Consider the following 15415-nt stretch of genomic DNA (forward strand, 5'->3'; position numbering starts at 1 on the left):
GACATCTAAATTTATTCATGCATAAAAAACGACAAACTTAAAATAATAGATCATAGGAATCCTTAAATACTATCAAAATAACTAAGTTTGTAAGCAGTATAATTGTGAGCTTTTCAATGTCAAACAAAGGAAATACATTTAGGCAGACAGGAAATTCAGTTTCCGGCAAACGTGCCTCTCAAAAGGAATCGACAACATTAAAAAAAGAAAAAAGTCTAAAAAACACTGTGCCAACAGATTATTCTGATGCACAGCAAAAAGCGGTCAAGATATTAGGAATTTTATTGATCTTGCTTTCATTGGCTTTTGCCACAGCTTTCGTTTCGTATCTATTTACCTGGGAAGACGATCAAAGTTATATCGCTAAAACCAATGGCGGCTGGTCTACATTATTCCGGTCTGTAGAAGAGATTAATGACGAAGCGGTGGATCTACCTGTTGTCGATAATAAATTAGGGAAATTTGGGGCATTGCTTGCCAACCAGTTCATGTACGAATGGTTTGGCGTCGCATCGTTTCTTTTTATCCCAGTAATCTTTATTTTAGGTTATCGCTTGTTGTTTAAAAAATCTTTGCTACCATTGTACCGTACTGTGGTCTATTCCTTTATTGCCATCGTTTTTATTTCCGTAACACTGGGCTTCTTACATGGATTTATGGCCGACACTCCGCATATGCTCGAGGGTAAATTTGGCTTTTGGACCAATAAATTATTGGAAGCACAAGTTGGCATTGTCGGCGTTGGCTGTATATTAGCTTTTGCATACCTCACCACATTAATCTTATTATACAACCTAGATTTCAAATTTGTTCTTTTCAGCAACAGAAAATCCAGTTCGTTTTCGGGAGATATAGATCAGGAGGACGAAGATGAATACGCTACACAAAACCTAAGGAACAAAATTCATATCGAAGATGATTCCATCCAATCTGTACGGGAATCCATCCAACGGCCGACATCCATCAACGAGCGTTTTCAATCTGCCCGCGAAAAGGAAGTACAAGAAGAGCGTCAACGCCCTGCATTTACCCATCAACCAATACCTGATGTACAGATTGATCCAAAAGATAAAGTGGTACTATCATTTGATGATAGTCCTATGGATCGAACAGAGCATACACCATCTATCAGTTTTACAATTGACCAGCCGAATGAAGAATTAGAAGACGCGGAGGTACCGCTAATACGTGAATACCAACCGCCAGCTGTAGCGACTCCGTCCCAAAAAGAATCTGAAACATCACTCGAAATCGAAGCAGTGCCAGGTCTGGTTGTCGAAGATATCAAAGAAGAAAAAGAAATTACCGCCAGCGACCTTGTGGCGCAATTCGGACAATATGATCCAAAATTGGATCTTTCGGGTTATCAACACCCAACTTTGGATTTATTGAGAGACTATGGTGGGGGTAAAATAACAATCAATCAACACGAACTCGAAGCAAACAAAAACAAGATTGTTGATACCCTGAGAAACTATAGCATTGAGATCGAAAGCATTAAAGCAACCATCGGGCCAACGGTAACTTTGTATGAAATTATACCAAAACCAGGGGTAAGGATTTCAAAAATCAAGAATCTAGAAGATGACATTGCTTTAAGTCTTGCTGCTTTAGGCATCCGTATTATTGCGCCTATGCCCGGAAAAGGAACTATCGGTATTGAAGTACCAAACTCCAATCCGGAGATGGTATCCATGCGATCGGTACTCGCTACAGAGAAGTTTCAAAAAACAGAAATGGATCTGCCTATTGCGTTAGGTAAAACAATCTCCAATGAAGTGTATATTGCAGATTTAGCGAAAATGCCCCACCTCTTGGTTGCAGGTGCTACCGGCCAAGGTAAATCAGTCGGTATTAATGCCATTCTGACCTCTTTGCTGTACAAAAAACATCCGGCTGAGCTCAAATTCGTACTCGTTGACCCTAAAAAAGTGGAACTCTCTTTATTCAAAAAAGTTGAACGGCACTTCCTTGCGAAATTACCTGATGACGGAGACGCCATCATTACCGATACTAAAAAAGTAATTAACACACTAAATAGCTTGTGTATAGAGATGGATCAGCGTTATGATTTGTTAAAAAATGCTCAGGTACGTAATTTAAAGGAATATAATTCAAAATTTATCAATCGCCGATTAAACCCTGAAGAGGGTCATCGATTCTTACCTTATATCGTTCTTATTGTTGATGAGTTTGCCGACTTGATGATGACAGCAGGAAAAGAGGTAGAAACACCAATTGCGCGCTTGGCCCAATTAGCCCGTGCAGTGGGCATTCACCTAGTCATAGCAACCCAGCGGCCATCTGTTAATATCATTACCGGTACAATTAAGGCCAACTTCCCTGCTCGTCTTGCATTCCGTGTTTTATCAAAAGTCGATTCACGGACTATTCTAGATACAGGCGGGGCTGATCAGTTGATCGGTCGAGGTGATATGCTGCTGGCTACGGGAAGTGATCTGATACGTATTCAATGTGCATTTGTCGATACACCTGAAGTTGAACAGATTTCCGACTACATCGGTGCACAACGAGGCTATCCTTCGGCATTTATGCTTCCAGAATACGTAGATGAAAACGGTGATGGTTCTGGTAGTACAGATTTCGACCCCAAAGACCGCGATCAATTGTTCGAAGAGGCTGCCCGATTGATTGTCATGCATCAGCAAGGCTCAACTTCATTAATCCAACGTAAATTAAAATTGGGTTATAACAGAGCAGGACGAATCATCGATCAATTGGAAGCTGCAGGAATTGTAGGTCCATTTGAAGGTAGTAAAGCACGCGAAGTGCTCTATCCAGATGAGTATTCATTAGAACAATTTTTGGAGACGTTAAAAAAGGACAACTAAAATGAAAAAGCAATTATGGTTTATTGTAGGGCTGCTATTAATAATATACAGTCAAAACAGTTATGCACAAAATGATGCGGCTGCTAAGGCGCTATTGACAAAAGTGAGCCAAAAGTACAATACATACAAAACAATACAGGCCAACTTCTCATTGCTTATTAAACAAGCGAACGGAGGATCACATACAGATGCTGGAACCCTATACCTGGACAAGGCTAACAACAAATATCAGGTGAACACCAAAAATCAAGTATTGATATCAGACGCCAAAACACAGTGGAATATCATGAAAGCTGAAAAAGAAGTTGAAATTTCAGACGCCAGCAATTCGACCAATGAGATCAACGCAACAAACATCTTTAGCTTCTATACGACTGGTTTTAAGTATACATTGACCAATGCCGAAAAGGTCAATGGACTTACATTGAATGTCGTGAATTTAACTCCAGTGGATAGCAAAAAAAACTATTCAAAGATAAAGCTGCGCATCAATAAAGCAACAAATTTGATCTACGATACCACTATATTTGATAAAAGTGGAAACCGCTATACCTATACATTAGCATCACAACAGGGCAATAAGGCACTTTCAGATAATCTATTCGTATTTAACAAGAATGACTACAAAGGATTCGATATAGTCGATTTAAGATAAAAATGCTTCGATCATATACGACTTAAAAAACACGGTGCAATAGAAAAGGCTTTCAGATTTTGAAAGCCTTTTCTATTGCACTGTAGCCATTATTGTAATTCAGCTGATTTTACAGCATATTCGGTTCCTGATCTAAGGTTTCCAATTCTTTATTCGCATAACGCGAATAGCCATGCTTCTGCGGATGTTCAATAATTTCCTTCATTGAAACAAGCTTGTATACATACGAACCCGTTTCATTATTCAACTTCAACGCGAAATAGTCATCCTTTTTTTGCCTCCTGATGGAGCCCTTTAGACTACCATCACCGACATTGTATGCAGCAGCCACCAAAGTCCAGTTTCCAAATTGGGCATACAGATATTTAAGGTACTTGGCAGCAGCATGCGTTGATTTAATAAGATCTTTCCGGTCATCGACTTTACCATTGACTCGCAATCCATACAAACGGGCTGTTGCGGGCATAAATTGCCAATAACCACCTGCCCCCTTAGAGGAGACTACAGCCTTACTAAGTCCGCTTTCCACCAATGGAATGTACTTAAAGTCCTCCGGAATACCATGTGATTTAAGGATCTTAGCGATCATTGGCAAATAGGTCTCTGCCTTTCTATGCATATCGTAAGATCCTGTCTTTTTAAACGAGAATCGATTGAAAAATTTGCGCAATTTACTTTCCACAAGCGGACGATCCATAGGTAAGGAATCTTCGGCAAATGTCAAGGAATTCATATAAGATTCCAACGAATTGACTTTTTCTTTCTTCTCGTCATCTTTTCCAGAATGAGCTGGAATTAAGATGAGCTTCGAATGGGCTATCTTACCTTCGTTCGAAGCGTTGTTGTGTGGGGTTGAGTATAATTTCGACAGCAATAAAGCAAACAAAATTACGCTACTACATAAAACTTTCTTTCTTATCATTTACTCCCTTAATGCTATCCTATCCACGAGTCTAATCGATCAAAAAATAGCTTGGTTCAAATTCAAGGGTACAAAGGTAAACACTATTTATTTAAAAAACAAATAGTTACCTCCTACTCCCTTTAAGGCGGCTTTTTTAGCCTAAAAATGAAGTAAATTCAGGAAAAGACAAAAAGATAAGGATTTTTTCGCAAAACCCAAAATTATACCTAACTTTGCAGTTCACATTTTTAGTAAAACACAATGCCATTCAGCAATAAAAGGAACAGTCGTGATGACAACTCCAGAAAGTCACGAGGCAACTCAGACAGCTTCAAATCTAGAGGCGACAAGAACAATAGTTTCGGAAAAAAATCATACGGGTCAAACGACTCTTCTGAAAGAGGATCTTTCAGAAAAGATGATAATCGTGAAAATAGATCATTCGGATCTAAAAAATTCTCAGACAGACCATCATTCCAAAAAGATAATAATTCCTCCCGTTCAAAAGATAATTCAGAAAAATCATTTGGTAGAGGATCGCGTCCATTTGATAAAAATAATTCTTCAACATCTTTTGATAAAAAAGATTCCTTCAATAAATTCAACAGATCAGAACGTTCTTTCGACAAAAAAGATAACTTCAAACGTAACGACAGAAATGACGGTCCAAGGTCATTCGACAGATCAGAACGTTCTTTCGACAAAAAAGATAACTTCAAACGTAACGACAGAAATGACGGTCCAAGATCATTCGACAGATCAGAACGTTCTTTCGACAAAAAAGATAACTTCAAACGTAACGACAGAAATGACGGTCCAAGATCATTCGACAGATCAGAACGTTCTTTTGACAAAAGAGATAACTTCAAACGTAACGACAGAAATGACGGTCCAAGATCATTCGACAGATCAGAACGTTCTTTTGACAAAAGAGATAACTTCAAACGTAACGACAGAAATGACGGTCCAAGGTCTTCAAACAGAAAATTTGACGGAGAGAGAAGTCGAAATTTCGATGAAAACAATAACTTTGGTGAAAAACAATATATTAAACGTCCAAAGAAGAAGACTGCGGAGTCAGAGGATGACGGCTTAGTTCGTTTGAATCGTTACATCGCCAATGCTGGTATTTGTTCAAGACGTAAAGCAGATGAACTTATCTCGGCTGGTGTCATTTGGGTAAATGGAGAACCTGTTACCGAATTGGGTACTAAAGTAGACCCGGCAACAGATGAAATCCGCTACAACAACGAACGCTTGAAACGTGAGAAAAATGTTTATGTTTTGTTAAACAAACCAAAAGATTATATCACAACTACAGACGATCCCCAAGAGCGTCATACGGTGATGGAACTTGTTTCTAAAGCAACCAAAGAAAGAATCTATCCTGTTGGTCGCCTTGATAGAAATACGACAGGACTGCTTTTAATGACAAATGATGGAAGCCTTGCCGAAAAGCTTTCGCACCCGCGTAACAGCATCAGCAAAATCTATAATGTCGAACTAAACAAAAGCCTTACACAGGGCGATTTTAACAAAATTAACTTTGGTATCGAATTAGAAGACGGTGTGATCAAACCAGACGATTTGAGCTATGTTCAAGGTGGATCAAAACGCGAAGTCGGCATCCAGATTCACTCAGGAAAAAATCGTATCGTACGCCGTATTTTTGAATCTTTAGGATATGAAGTAGTTAAATTAGATCGTGTGGTATATGCCAATCTGACTAAAAAAGACTTACCTCGTGGCCGTTGGAGATACCTAGAAGAACGAGAAATCGTGCAATTAAAGCACCTACTTTAATCGCTCAAGAATATAAATAAAAATAAAGGACGGTCATTCAGTTAACCGTCCTTATTTTTTTATATTTGCTCTTTAAAACAAAAAGACTAATAATATGACTGATCCGAAAACACTCTCTTCCGTTGCGGAATTCCATAAAACATTCCAACATCCCATCCTTGACACGCCTACCATTCCATCTGAACAACGCTGCGCTTTAAGGGTATCGTTGATTGCTGAAGAATTAAAAGAATTAGAAGAAGCCATCCAGGATAAAGATTTGGTAGAGATTGCAGACGCACTATGTGATATCCAATATGTACTTGCCGGCGCAGTATTGGAATTTGGCTTAAAAGATAAATTCTCTGCTCTTTTTGATGAGGTTCAACGTTCTAACATGAGTAAAGCATGTAAAGACGAAGCGGAAGCAATTGCTACCCAAGAACACTATAAATTGAAAGGAGTAGAATCATATTACAAAGAAGTTGATGGCAAATTTTTAGTATTCAGAACTGCTGACAACAAAACTTTAAAATCCATCAATTACTCTCCAGCAGATCTAAAAACGATTGTTGAGGGCTAAATGAAAAAAGGAAAATAGCTTTTCACTTTTTGGTTTATAAGATAAATAAGTAAGGCTTCCCTAGAGAAGCCTTACTTATTTATCTTATTTTACGTTCAAACCATCGGTTCAATGCACGTTTTAAAAACTATAAAAGAAAGAATATAAACGCTAAAAGAGACTTCCCTGCACAACCTGACGTGCCTCCAAGCCTTTATCTATCGCAGTTTGTATATGTGACTTCGGAAAGCCCCAATTTGGTGCTATCAACAACTCTTTGTCTGCAATCCCGAAAATACGTTGAATAATCAGATCAGGCCGTAATCTTGGAATCAATTTGGCTAAGAAATCAGTATACCCTTCTATCGAGAAAAGTTCAAAAGGTTCCCTTTTATACTTTACCCCCATAATAGAGCCTTCTACAATATGTAAGTGGTGCAATTTTACAAATTTAATCTGTGGAAACCGGTTAATCTCGTCTGCATACTTTAACATCATCTCTTCCGATTCCCATGGAAAACCAAAGATTGTATGTACACAAATCTCTAGCGGTGTATCCTTTAACATATCCATTGCCTGAATAAACTCATCGTGCGAACAGCCTCTATTAATTTTCTCCAGTGTATCGTTGTAGATAGATTCCATTCCCATTTCCAAATCTACATCATAACGATCCGTATAAGACTCCAATAACGCAATCTTTTCAAAATCCAAACAATCAGGACGTGTTCCCACAGAAAGACCTAAGGTATTTTCAGGATCAATGCTTAGGGCCTCATCATACATCATTTTTAGTAAATGAGTCGGCGCATACGTATTCGTGTTTGGCTGGAAATAGATAATAAACTTTTCCGCACCATAGCTATTGCGCGCTCTTTCGATCCCCGATTCCACCTGTTCCCGTATCGATGGAATTTTGCGCGCTGTATCCGGCGTAAAAGAATCAACATTACAGTACGTACAACCGCCGTAGCCCTTACTGCCATCGCGATTGGGACAGGTAAAATTACCATCCACAATCACTTTAAACACTCGTTGTCCGTTATATTTTTGCTTTAAATAAGCCCCGTAATGATTATACGGTTTAACTCCGTTATCCAATAATGTACCCATTGCCATGCAAAGTTACTCAATTAAAATCATAAGTTACCATTACTTTCTTAGGATCGAATGTTAAACTTTTCCGCCCATCCCGAAAACCTTCACAAGATAACTTATATGAACTATTCTTAACCTATCCATTCTAACGTCCCGTAATACAGCCCATTCAACCATCTGCTGCGTTTAAATCGGACACGTCCAGAATAAAACGGATACTACAACAGGCCAGGCCCTATCCAAACGAAAGAAGCCCTTGACTGTTTCCAGCAAGGGCTTCCGTGTAAAAAAAGGCACCGACCTACTCTCCCACCTGTTACGGCAATACCATCGGCTCTGGCGGGCTTGACTGCTCTGTTCGGAATGGGAAGAGGTAGACACCGCCGATATAGGCACCTAAAAATCTTTATTGGCTGCTATGGTATGATCAGTTATGAGCATATCCATGCCAATTGACATATATACTGAAAGAGTTACGTTTCTGTACGTTTCAAAAATTAAAGAGGAAGACAACAGTGTCTGTCTGCTTGAGAAAGCTTCGGGCTATTAGTACCACTTGGCTTTGGTCTCTCAACCTTTACACCTATGGCCTATCAACGTAGTCATCTTCTACGACCCTATAAGGAAGTCTCATCTCGTGGCTAGTTTCGCACTTAGATGCTTTCAGCGCTTATCTATTCCAGACGTAGCTACCCTGCCGTACACCTGGCGGCATAACAGGTTCACCAGAGGTCTGTCCAACCCGGTCCTCTCGTACTAAGGTCAGATCCACTCAAACTTCCAACGCCCACAACAGATAGGGACCGAACTGTCTCGCGACGTTCTGAACCCAGCTCGCGTGCCACTTTAATGGGCGAACAGCCCAACCCTTGGGACCTTCTCCAGCCCCAGGATGTGACGAGCCGACATCGAGGTGCCAAACCTCCCCGTCGATATGAGCTCTTGGGGGAGATCAGCCTGTTATCCCCAGCGTACCTTTTATCCTTTGAGCGATGGCCCTTCCATACAGAACCACCGGATCACTATGTCCGTCTTTCGACCCTGTTCGACTTGTCGGTCTCACAGTCAAGCAAGCTTATGCCATTGCACTCCGCGTACGGTTACCAAGCGTACTGAGCTTACCTTTGAAAGCCTCCGTTACCTTTTTGGAGGCGACCACCCCAGTCAAACTACCCACCAAACAATGTCCTCGGCATTGCCGAGTTAGAAACCGGATACAGAAAGGGCGGTATTTCAAGGTTGATTCCATGACTCCTGGCGAAGCCACTTCAACATCTCCCGCCTATCCTACACATCCTGTACCCAATCTCAATGTTAAGCTATAGTGAAGGTGCATGGGGTCTTTCCGTCCCGTTGCGGGTAATCGGCGTCTTCACCGATACCACAATTTCACCGAGCTCATGGCTGAGACAGCGCCCAGATCGTTACACCATTCGTGCAGGTCGGAACTTACCCGACAAGGAATTTCGCTACCTTAGGACCGTTATAGTTACGGCCGCCGTTTACTGGGGCTTCGATTCAATGCTTCTCTTGCGATGACATCCCCTCTTAACCTTCCAGCACCGGGCAGGTGTCAGGCCTTATACTTCATCTTGCGATTTTGCAAAGCCATATGTTTTTGTTAAACAGTCGCCTGGGCCTTTTCACTGCGGCTGCTCTTTCGAGACAGCGCCCCTTCTCCCGAAGTTACAGGGCCATTTTGCCGAGTTCCTTAGCCATGACTCACTCGAGCACCTTAGGATTCTCTCCTCGACCACCTGTGTCGGTTTGCGGTACGGGTCTTCATAACCTGAAGCTTAGCGGGTTTTCTTGGAAGTCTGTTTACCTGCTCTATCAGCGCCACCGGAGCTTTGCTGTACTATTGGGTTTCAGCTAGAGTTGCGGATTTGCCTACAACCCCAATACCTACGCCTTTCAACGAACTATTCCGTCAGTTCGCGGCAGTGTCACTACTCCGTCACCACATCGCAGTTATGAAGAGTACTGGAATATTAACCAGTTGTCCATCGGCTTGCCCCTTTCGGGTGCGCCTTAGGTCCCGACTGACCCTGATCCGATTAACGTTGATCAGGAAACCTTGGTCTTTCGGTGGGCGGGTTTCTCACCCGCCTTATCGTTACTTATGCCTACATTTGCTTTTCCATAACCTCCACACAGCATTACCACTGTGCTTCTCCGGCGATGGAATGCTCCCCTACCAGATGCACATCTTTCAGTGCAAATCCATAGCTTCGGTACCGTTCTTGATGCCCGTTTATTATCCACGCCCGGCCGCTCGACTAGTGAGCTGTTACGCACTCTTTAAATGAATGGCTGCTTCCAAGCCAACATCCTAGCTGTCTGGGCAACCGGACCTCGTTAGTTCAACTTAGAACGGATTTGGGGACCTTAGCTGATGGTCTGGGTTCTTTCCCTCTCGGCCTTGGACCTTAGCACCCAAAGCCTCACTGCCGGCTATATTTGATAGCATTCGGAGTTCGTCTGGATTTGGTAGGATTTGACTCCCCCGCACCCAATCGGTAGCTCTACCTCTATCAAACTCTACGCCGACGCTGTTCCTAAAAACATTTCGGGGAGTACGAGCTATTTCCCAGTTTGATTGGCCTTTCACCCCTACCCTCAGGTCATCCGGAAACTTTTCAACGTTTATCGGTTCGGTCCTCCATTACATGTTACTGCAACTTCAACCTGCCCAAGGGTAGATCACAAGGTTTCGCGTCTACCTCATCTGACTATGCGCCCTATTAAGACTCGCTTTCGCTTCGGCTGCGTCCCTGAAGGACTTAACCTTGCCAGACAAGAGTAACTCGTAGGCTCATTATGCAAAAGGCACGCTGTCACAGAACTCGTCTGCTCCAACCGCTTGTAAGCACACGGTTTCAGGTTCTTTTCACTCCCCTGTTCGGGGTTCTTTTCACCTTTCCCTCACGGTACTGGTTCACTATCGGTCTCTCAGGAGTATTTAGCCTTACCAGATGGTGCTGGTGGATTCCCACAGGATTTCTCCGGTCCCGCGGTACTCAGGATACCACTATGTCAACATTCTTTACCTGTACGGGGCTCTCACCCTTGTCGCGCAGTTTCCCACCTGCTTCCAGTTCATAGCGCTGTACAATCTCGTGGTCCTACAACCCCGTCTATGCCGTAACATAAACGGTTTGGGCTCTTTCCCGTTCGCTCGCCACTACTTGGGAAATCATTGTTATTTTCTTCTCCTACGCCTACTTAGATGTTTCAGTTCAGCGCGTTCGCGTTTTATACGGCTATTCTTCAAATAGCCAGGTTGCCCCATTCGGAAATCTACGGATCACGTCGCATTTGCCAATCCCCGCAGCTTATCGCAGCTTATCACGTCCTTCTTCGCCTCTGAGAGCCTAGGCATCCCCCGTGTGCCCTTATTTACTTTCTTCACCGGCATAGCCTTTTGCTACTATGCGGCTGCTTTTGATATATATACACGTATGCTACGTAAAGATTCGTTCGGCCTTGACCGAGGGTCTCCTCTCTACATCAAACACATACACGTATTGTCTCTATACTGTTGTCTTCTCTTGTAATTTTTTTTCTCTTTCAATATGTCAAAGAACTCTTTTTCCGGTATATATGAAGTATATCGCTATATACTTCCCCGGAGATGTGGAGAATAACGGATTCGAACCGTTGACCCCCTGCGTGCAAGGCAGGTGCTCTAGCCAGCTGAGCTAATTCCCCAAACGTTTTCGTAGTCCCGAGCAGATTTGAACTGCTGACCCCTACATTATCAGTGTAGTGCTCTAACCAACTGAGCTACGGGACTAGCTATTTCCTGTTCATCTATCTCTCTCGGTCCTGCTCCCTTAGGGGCGGCCACTTTCTTCTGATGTTTTTCTTCTTGCAATCATATGTAACGTGACGAGTACCGATCCGCGATACTCTAGAAAGGAGGTATTCCAGCCGCACCTTCCGGTACGGCTACCTTGTTACGACTTAGCCCCAATTATCGGTTTTACCCTAACACGCTCCTTGCGGTAACATGCTTTAGGTACCCCCAACTTTCATGGCTTGACGGGCGGTGTGTACAAGGCCCGGGAACGTATTCACCGCGTCATTGCTGATACGCGATTACTAGCGAATCCAACTTCATGGGGTCGAGTTGCAGACCCCAATCCGAACTGTGAATGGCTTTTAGAGATTAGCATCATATTGCTATGTAGCTGCCCGCTGTACCATCCATTGTAGCACGTGTGTAGCCCCGGACGTAAGGGCCATGATGACTTGACGTCGTCCCCACCTTCCTCTCTGCTTGCGCAGGCAGTCTGTTTAGAGTCCCCACCACTACATGCTGGCAACTAAACATAGGGGTTGCGCTCGTTGCGGGACTTAACCCAACACCTCACGGCACGAGCTGACGACAGCCATGCAGCACCTAGTTTCGTGTCCCGAAGGACGGATGCGTCTCTGCATCCTTCACTAACTTTCAAGCCCGGGTAAGGTTCCTCGCGTATCATCGAATTAAACCACATGCTCCTCCGCTTGTGCGGGCCCCCGTCAATTCCTTTGAGTTTCACCCTTGCGGGCGTACTCCCCAGGTGGATAACTTAACGCTTTCGCTGGGACGCTGGCTGTCTATCGCCAACATCGAGTTATCATCGTTTAGGGCGTGGACTACCAGGGTATCTAATCCTGTTCGATCCCCACGCTTTCGTGCATCAGCGTCAATACCAGCTTAGTGAGCTGCCTTCGCAATCGGAGTTCTAAGACATATCTATGCATTTCACCGCTACTTGTCTTATTCCGCCCACTTCAAATGGATTCAAGCCCGTCAGTATCAAAGGCACTGCGATGGTTGAGCCACCGTATTTCACCCCTGACTTAACAGGCCGCCTACGCACCCTTTAAACCCAATAAATCCGGATAACGCTCGGATCCTCCGTATTACCGCGGCTGCTGGCACGGAGTTAGCCGATCCTTATTCTTCCAGTACATTCAGCTAGATACACGTATCTAGGTTTATTCCTGGACAAAAGCAGTTTACAACCCATAGGGCAGTCATCCTGCACGCGGCATGGCTGGTTCAGGCTTCCGCCCATTGACCAATATTCCTTACTGCTGCCTCCCGTAGGAGTCTGGTCCGTGTCTCAGTACCAGTGTGGGGGATTCTCCTCTCAGAGCCCCTAGACATCGTCGCCTTGGTAAGCCGTTACCCTACCAACTAGCTAATGTCACGCGAGCCCATCTCTATCCTATAAATATTTAATCAACCGAACATGCGAACTGTTGATGTTATGCGGTGTTAATCTCTCTTTCGAGAGGCTATCCCCCTGATAGAGGTAGGTTGCTCACGCGTTACGCACCCGTGCGCCACTCTCACCAGTGGTAGCAAGCTACCACCGGATCCCGTCCGACTTGCATGTATTAGGCCTGCCGCTAGCGTTCATCCTGAGCCAGGATCAAACTCTCCATTGTAAAATGAAGTTTTTGATTCCAACTATTTATAAATAATCAGAATTCTTTTTTATATCTCTGATCTTGGATCGAATTGAACGAATTACTTGAATTTGTTCATGACTTTCGTTTGTCTACTCGTCACGCTTACATGATTGTGTTTTCTTAAAGAACTTTGTCGCTTCAACTTCCGTATCCGCTATATTCCGATGGCACCAGGCCGTCTTTATCTTTTTTGTTTTTCCCTCCGTTTCCGTTGGGACTGCAAAGGTAGAAATCTTTTTTGAACTTCAAAAAACTTTCTGAAGTTTTTTTTTTCGCTTTTTTCGATTTCCGCGTTTAAAATACACCGGACGGGATTTTAAATCCTGCCAGACTTCTCTTAAACCCTTCTTTTTTTCAGGGTTCCTTCTCTCGAAGCAACCGTCCCTCCCTTGCGGAGTGGTGCAAAGATAGGAAGTTTACAAACAAACTTCCAAGCCTTTTGTTCTTATTTATTTCATTTTGGACATAACTCACTGGAAGGATGGGAGATTATTTTTGGGAAGCCGTCTCCCATAGCGGAATTTAAGGGGCAGATGGCCGGTATCTTGCCCAGGTTGCATGCAGCAGGCAGCGCCGAGCTAAATGGCCTGCCGAATGCGTAATATAGGACGGCCGATCGAAGGCATCAAAGACGCTACCATGTTATAGCTTAGTTTAGGGTTTACTTAGGGTTTAGTTAGGGTTTGTTTAGGTTTAGTATAGGTTGAACCCATACTAAACCTAACTTAAGACTAAGCTATAGGTAAACAAATTCTAGACTAATGAATAAAAGAGTTATTACATTGTTTTCCATATTCAATCCACACTGAAACGGGATACGCTCAAAAAAGCCACCGCCAGCTCGCATGGCGAGAATGCTTCCACAATAGGTTCATTCAGAAAGCCATCAAATATAAATCGCAAGTACACACCTCGGTTAATCAGCGATCGACAAAATAATAGAAATAGAAAAAATTTACAATCAGCTAGAACTGCTGCATTAGGAAATAAAGAAATAAATTAGTCCTTTTCATCAGTTTTAAAAACCCAAAAACGTTGAAGTGTATAGTTGAAGCCCAAAGAAACGAGCAACTCTACAACAAGTTTTGAGAAAAGGAAATTCACATGATATACATCAACTAAAAAATGAATACCTGTAGACTTCAGTGCAATGCTACCACAAACAACAATCACAAATTTCCATAGTTGGCTTCCTACAGACTTTTGTGTGCTTCCAAACGACCAGTAGCGATTGATCAGAAAATTAACAATTGCTCCAAGGCTGCCGCTAATAGCATTAGAAAAAGGAGCACTGATATGAAGTAATTTATAGCACGCTGAGTATACCCCAAAATCAAACAAACCGCCTAAAAAGGCGGAAAGTTGCGCTTTTAAAAAAGTAACAAACTTGGAAGACATCGTTAAATATTCTCCTCCTGCTGTTTCATCAATTTATCCTCTTTATCTTTTTCATCGCCCAATTTGAGAAGTAGGCGCGTATCATTTGCATTAATTATAAATAGCGCAATACAAATTACAAGTACGCACCAATTAATGGATCCAGGCATTAAGACTTCGAAGAGCATGACTAATGAAATAACCACGCGGATTTCAGTGGGGCCCAAAATCCCAGCATCTATTGTATACTTATCCGTAATTCTATACCTAAGCTGAGAAATAATCATTGCCCAACCATATAATGCCACTAATGAAAAACCCAGGTACTTGTAATCTCCTACAGTGTAAAGCACATATCCCAGTCCAATGAAAACCGTACTGATCCAATCCATTACAATATCCAACGCAAAACCGTACCACCGACGGGATTTATTCCGATAAAATGCGATCCGTCCATCCAATGAATCACCAAACCACTGCACAAAAAAACCAGGAATTCCTAGAAGTAAATAACGGATATCAACGTATTCGGCCAGTATAAAACTTCCCAATATCATTAACGAACCTAGAAATCCGATGGCTGTAAGTCCATCAGAAGTAATCCAATTTGGGATTCGGGGAACGAGATACGAAATAAGCTTTTGTTCGGGTTCACTTAAGATATTTGTTCGCTTTCTATCCTGAAAAAGCTTTTTATTTATTTTTAACTCACTCAT

8 protein-coding genes, 2 tRNA genes and 3 rRNA genes are annotated in these 15415 nt (G+C 42.7%); 4 read left to right on the forward strand and 9 right to left on the reverse strand.

The genetic code is table 11. From position 1 onward, the window contains the following. Positions 1-116: 116 nt before the first annotated feature. Together VXM68_RS01790 and VXM68_RS01795 are read left to right on the forward strand one after the other, a co-directional pair. Positions 117-2852: a DNA translocase FtsK 4TM domain-containing protein gene (locus VXM68_RS01790; protein ID WP_367210263.1), complete on the forward strand. Its 2736-nt coding sequence runs from the start codon at positions 117-119 to the stop codon at positions 2850-2852. Between the two features lies 1 nt (position 2853). Further along, positions 2854-3507, forward strand: a complete 654-nt coding sequence (locus VXM68_RS01795; protein ID WP_367210264.1) for an outer membrane lipoprotein carrier protein LolA — start codon at positions 2854-2856, stop codon at positions 3505-3507. Between the two features lie 109 nt (positions 3508-3616). Here the strand turns inward: VXM68_RS01795 and VXM68_RS01800 are convergent, their stop codons facing one another. Continuing rightward, positions 3617-4429, reverse strand: a complete 813-nt coding sequence (locus VXM68_RS01800) for a lytic transglycosylase domain-containing protein (protein WP_367210265.1) — start codon at positions 4427-4429, stop codon at positions 3617-3619. Between the two features lie 243 nt (positions 4430-4672). On the opposite strand from VXM68_RS01800, the gene VXM68_RS01805 reads away from it, so the two are divergent. Both VXM68_RS01805 and VXM68_RS01810 read left to right on the forward strand, forming a co-directional pair. After that, entirely contained in the window at positions 4673-6214 is a 1542-nt protein-coding gene (locus tag VXM68_RS01805; protein ID WP_367210266.1) for a pseudouridine synthase, read from the forward strand. A gap of 94 nt (positions 6215-6308) precedes the next feature. Beyond that, a complete protein-coding gene (locus VXM68_RS01810; protein ID WP_046671593.1) occupies positions 6309-6776 on the forward strand; it encodes a nucleoside triphosphate pyrophosphohydrolase family protein in 468 nt (155 codons plus the stop codon). A 150-nt stretch (positions 6777-6926) separates the two neighbouring features. On the opposite strand, the gene VXM68_RS01815 is transcribed toward VXM68_RS01810, so the two are convergent. The 8 genes from VXM68_RS01815 to VXM68_RS01850 form a co-directional block, all read right to left on the reverse strand. Next, the gene (locus VXM68_RS01815; protein WP_293954088.1) at positions 6927-7868 is read right to left on the reverse strand and encodes a TIGR01212 family radical SAM protein; all 942 of its coding nucleotides are present in this window, start codon (positions 7866-7868) and stop codon (positions 6927-6929) included. A 273-nt stretch (positions 7869-8141) separates the two neighbouring features. Further along, a 5S ribosomal RNA gene (gene rrf, locus VXM68_RS01820) occupies positions 8142-8253 on the reverse strand. 127 nt (positions 8254-8380) lie between these two features. Beyond that, a 23S ribosomal RNA gene (locus VXM68_RS01825) occupies positions 8381-11262 on the reverse strand. A 228-nt stretch (positions 11263-11490) separates the two neighbouring features. Then, a tRNA-Ala gene (locus VXM68_RS01830) sits at positions 11491-11564 on the reverse strand. An 11-nt stretch (positions 11565-11575) separates the two neighbouring features. Then, a tRNA-Ile gene (locus VXM68_RS01835) sits at positions 11576-11649 on the reverse strand. Between the two features lie 121 nt (positions 11650-11770). Beyond that, positions 11771-13298: ribosomal RNA gene (locus tag VXM68_RS01840) — 16S ribosomal RNA — on the reverse strand. The 16S, 23S and 5S rRNA genes sit together here with 2 tRNA genes alongside, the layout of an rRNA operon. A 1023-nt stretch (positions 13299-14321) precedes the next feature. Next, the gene (locus VXM68_RS01845) at positions 14322-14720 is read right to left on the reverse strand and encodes a GtrA family protein (protein ID WP_293956742.1); all 399 of its coding nucleotides are present in this window, start codon (positions 14718-14720) and stop codon (positions 14322-14324) included. Positions 14721-14722: 2 nt separating this feature from the next. Continuing rightward, complete coding sequence (locus VXM68_RS01850; protein ID WP_293956743.1) at positions 14723-15415, reverse strand: CDP-alcohol phosphatidyltransferase family protein; 693 nt, start codon at positions 15413-15415, stop codon at positions 14723-14725.

The organism is Sphingobacterium sp. R2, assembly GCF_040760075.1.
Lineage (GTDB): Bacteria > Bacteroidota > Bacteroidia > Sphingobacteriales > Sphingobacteriaceae > Sphingobacterium.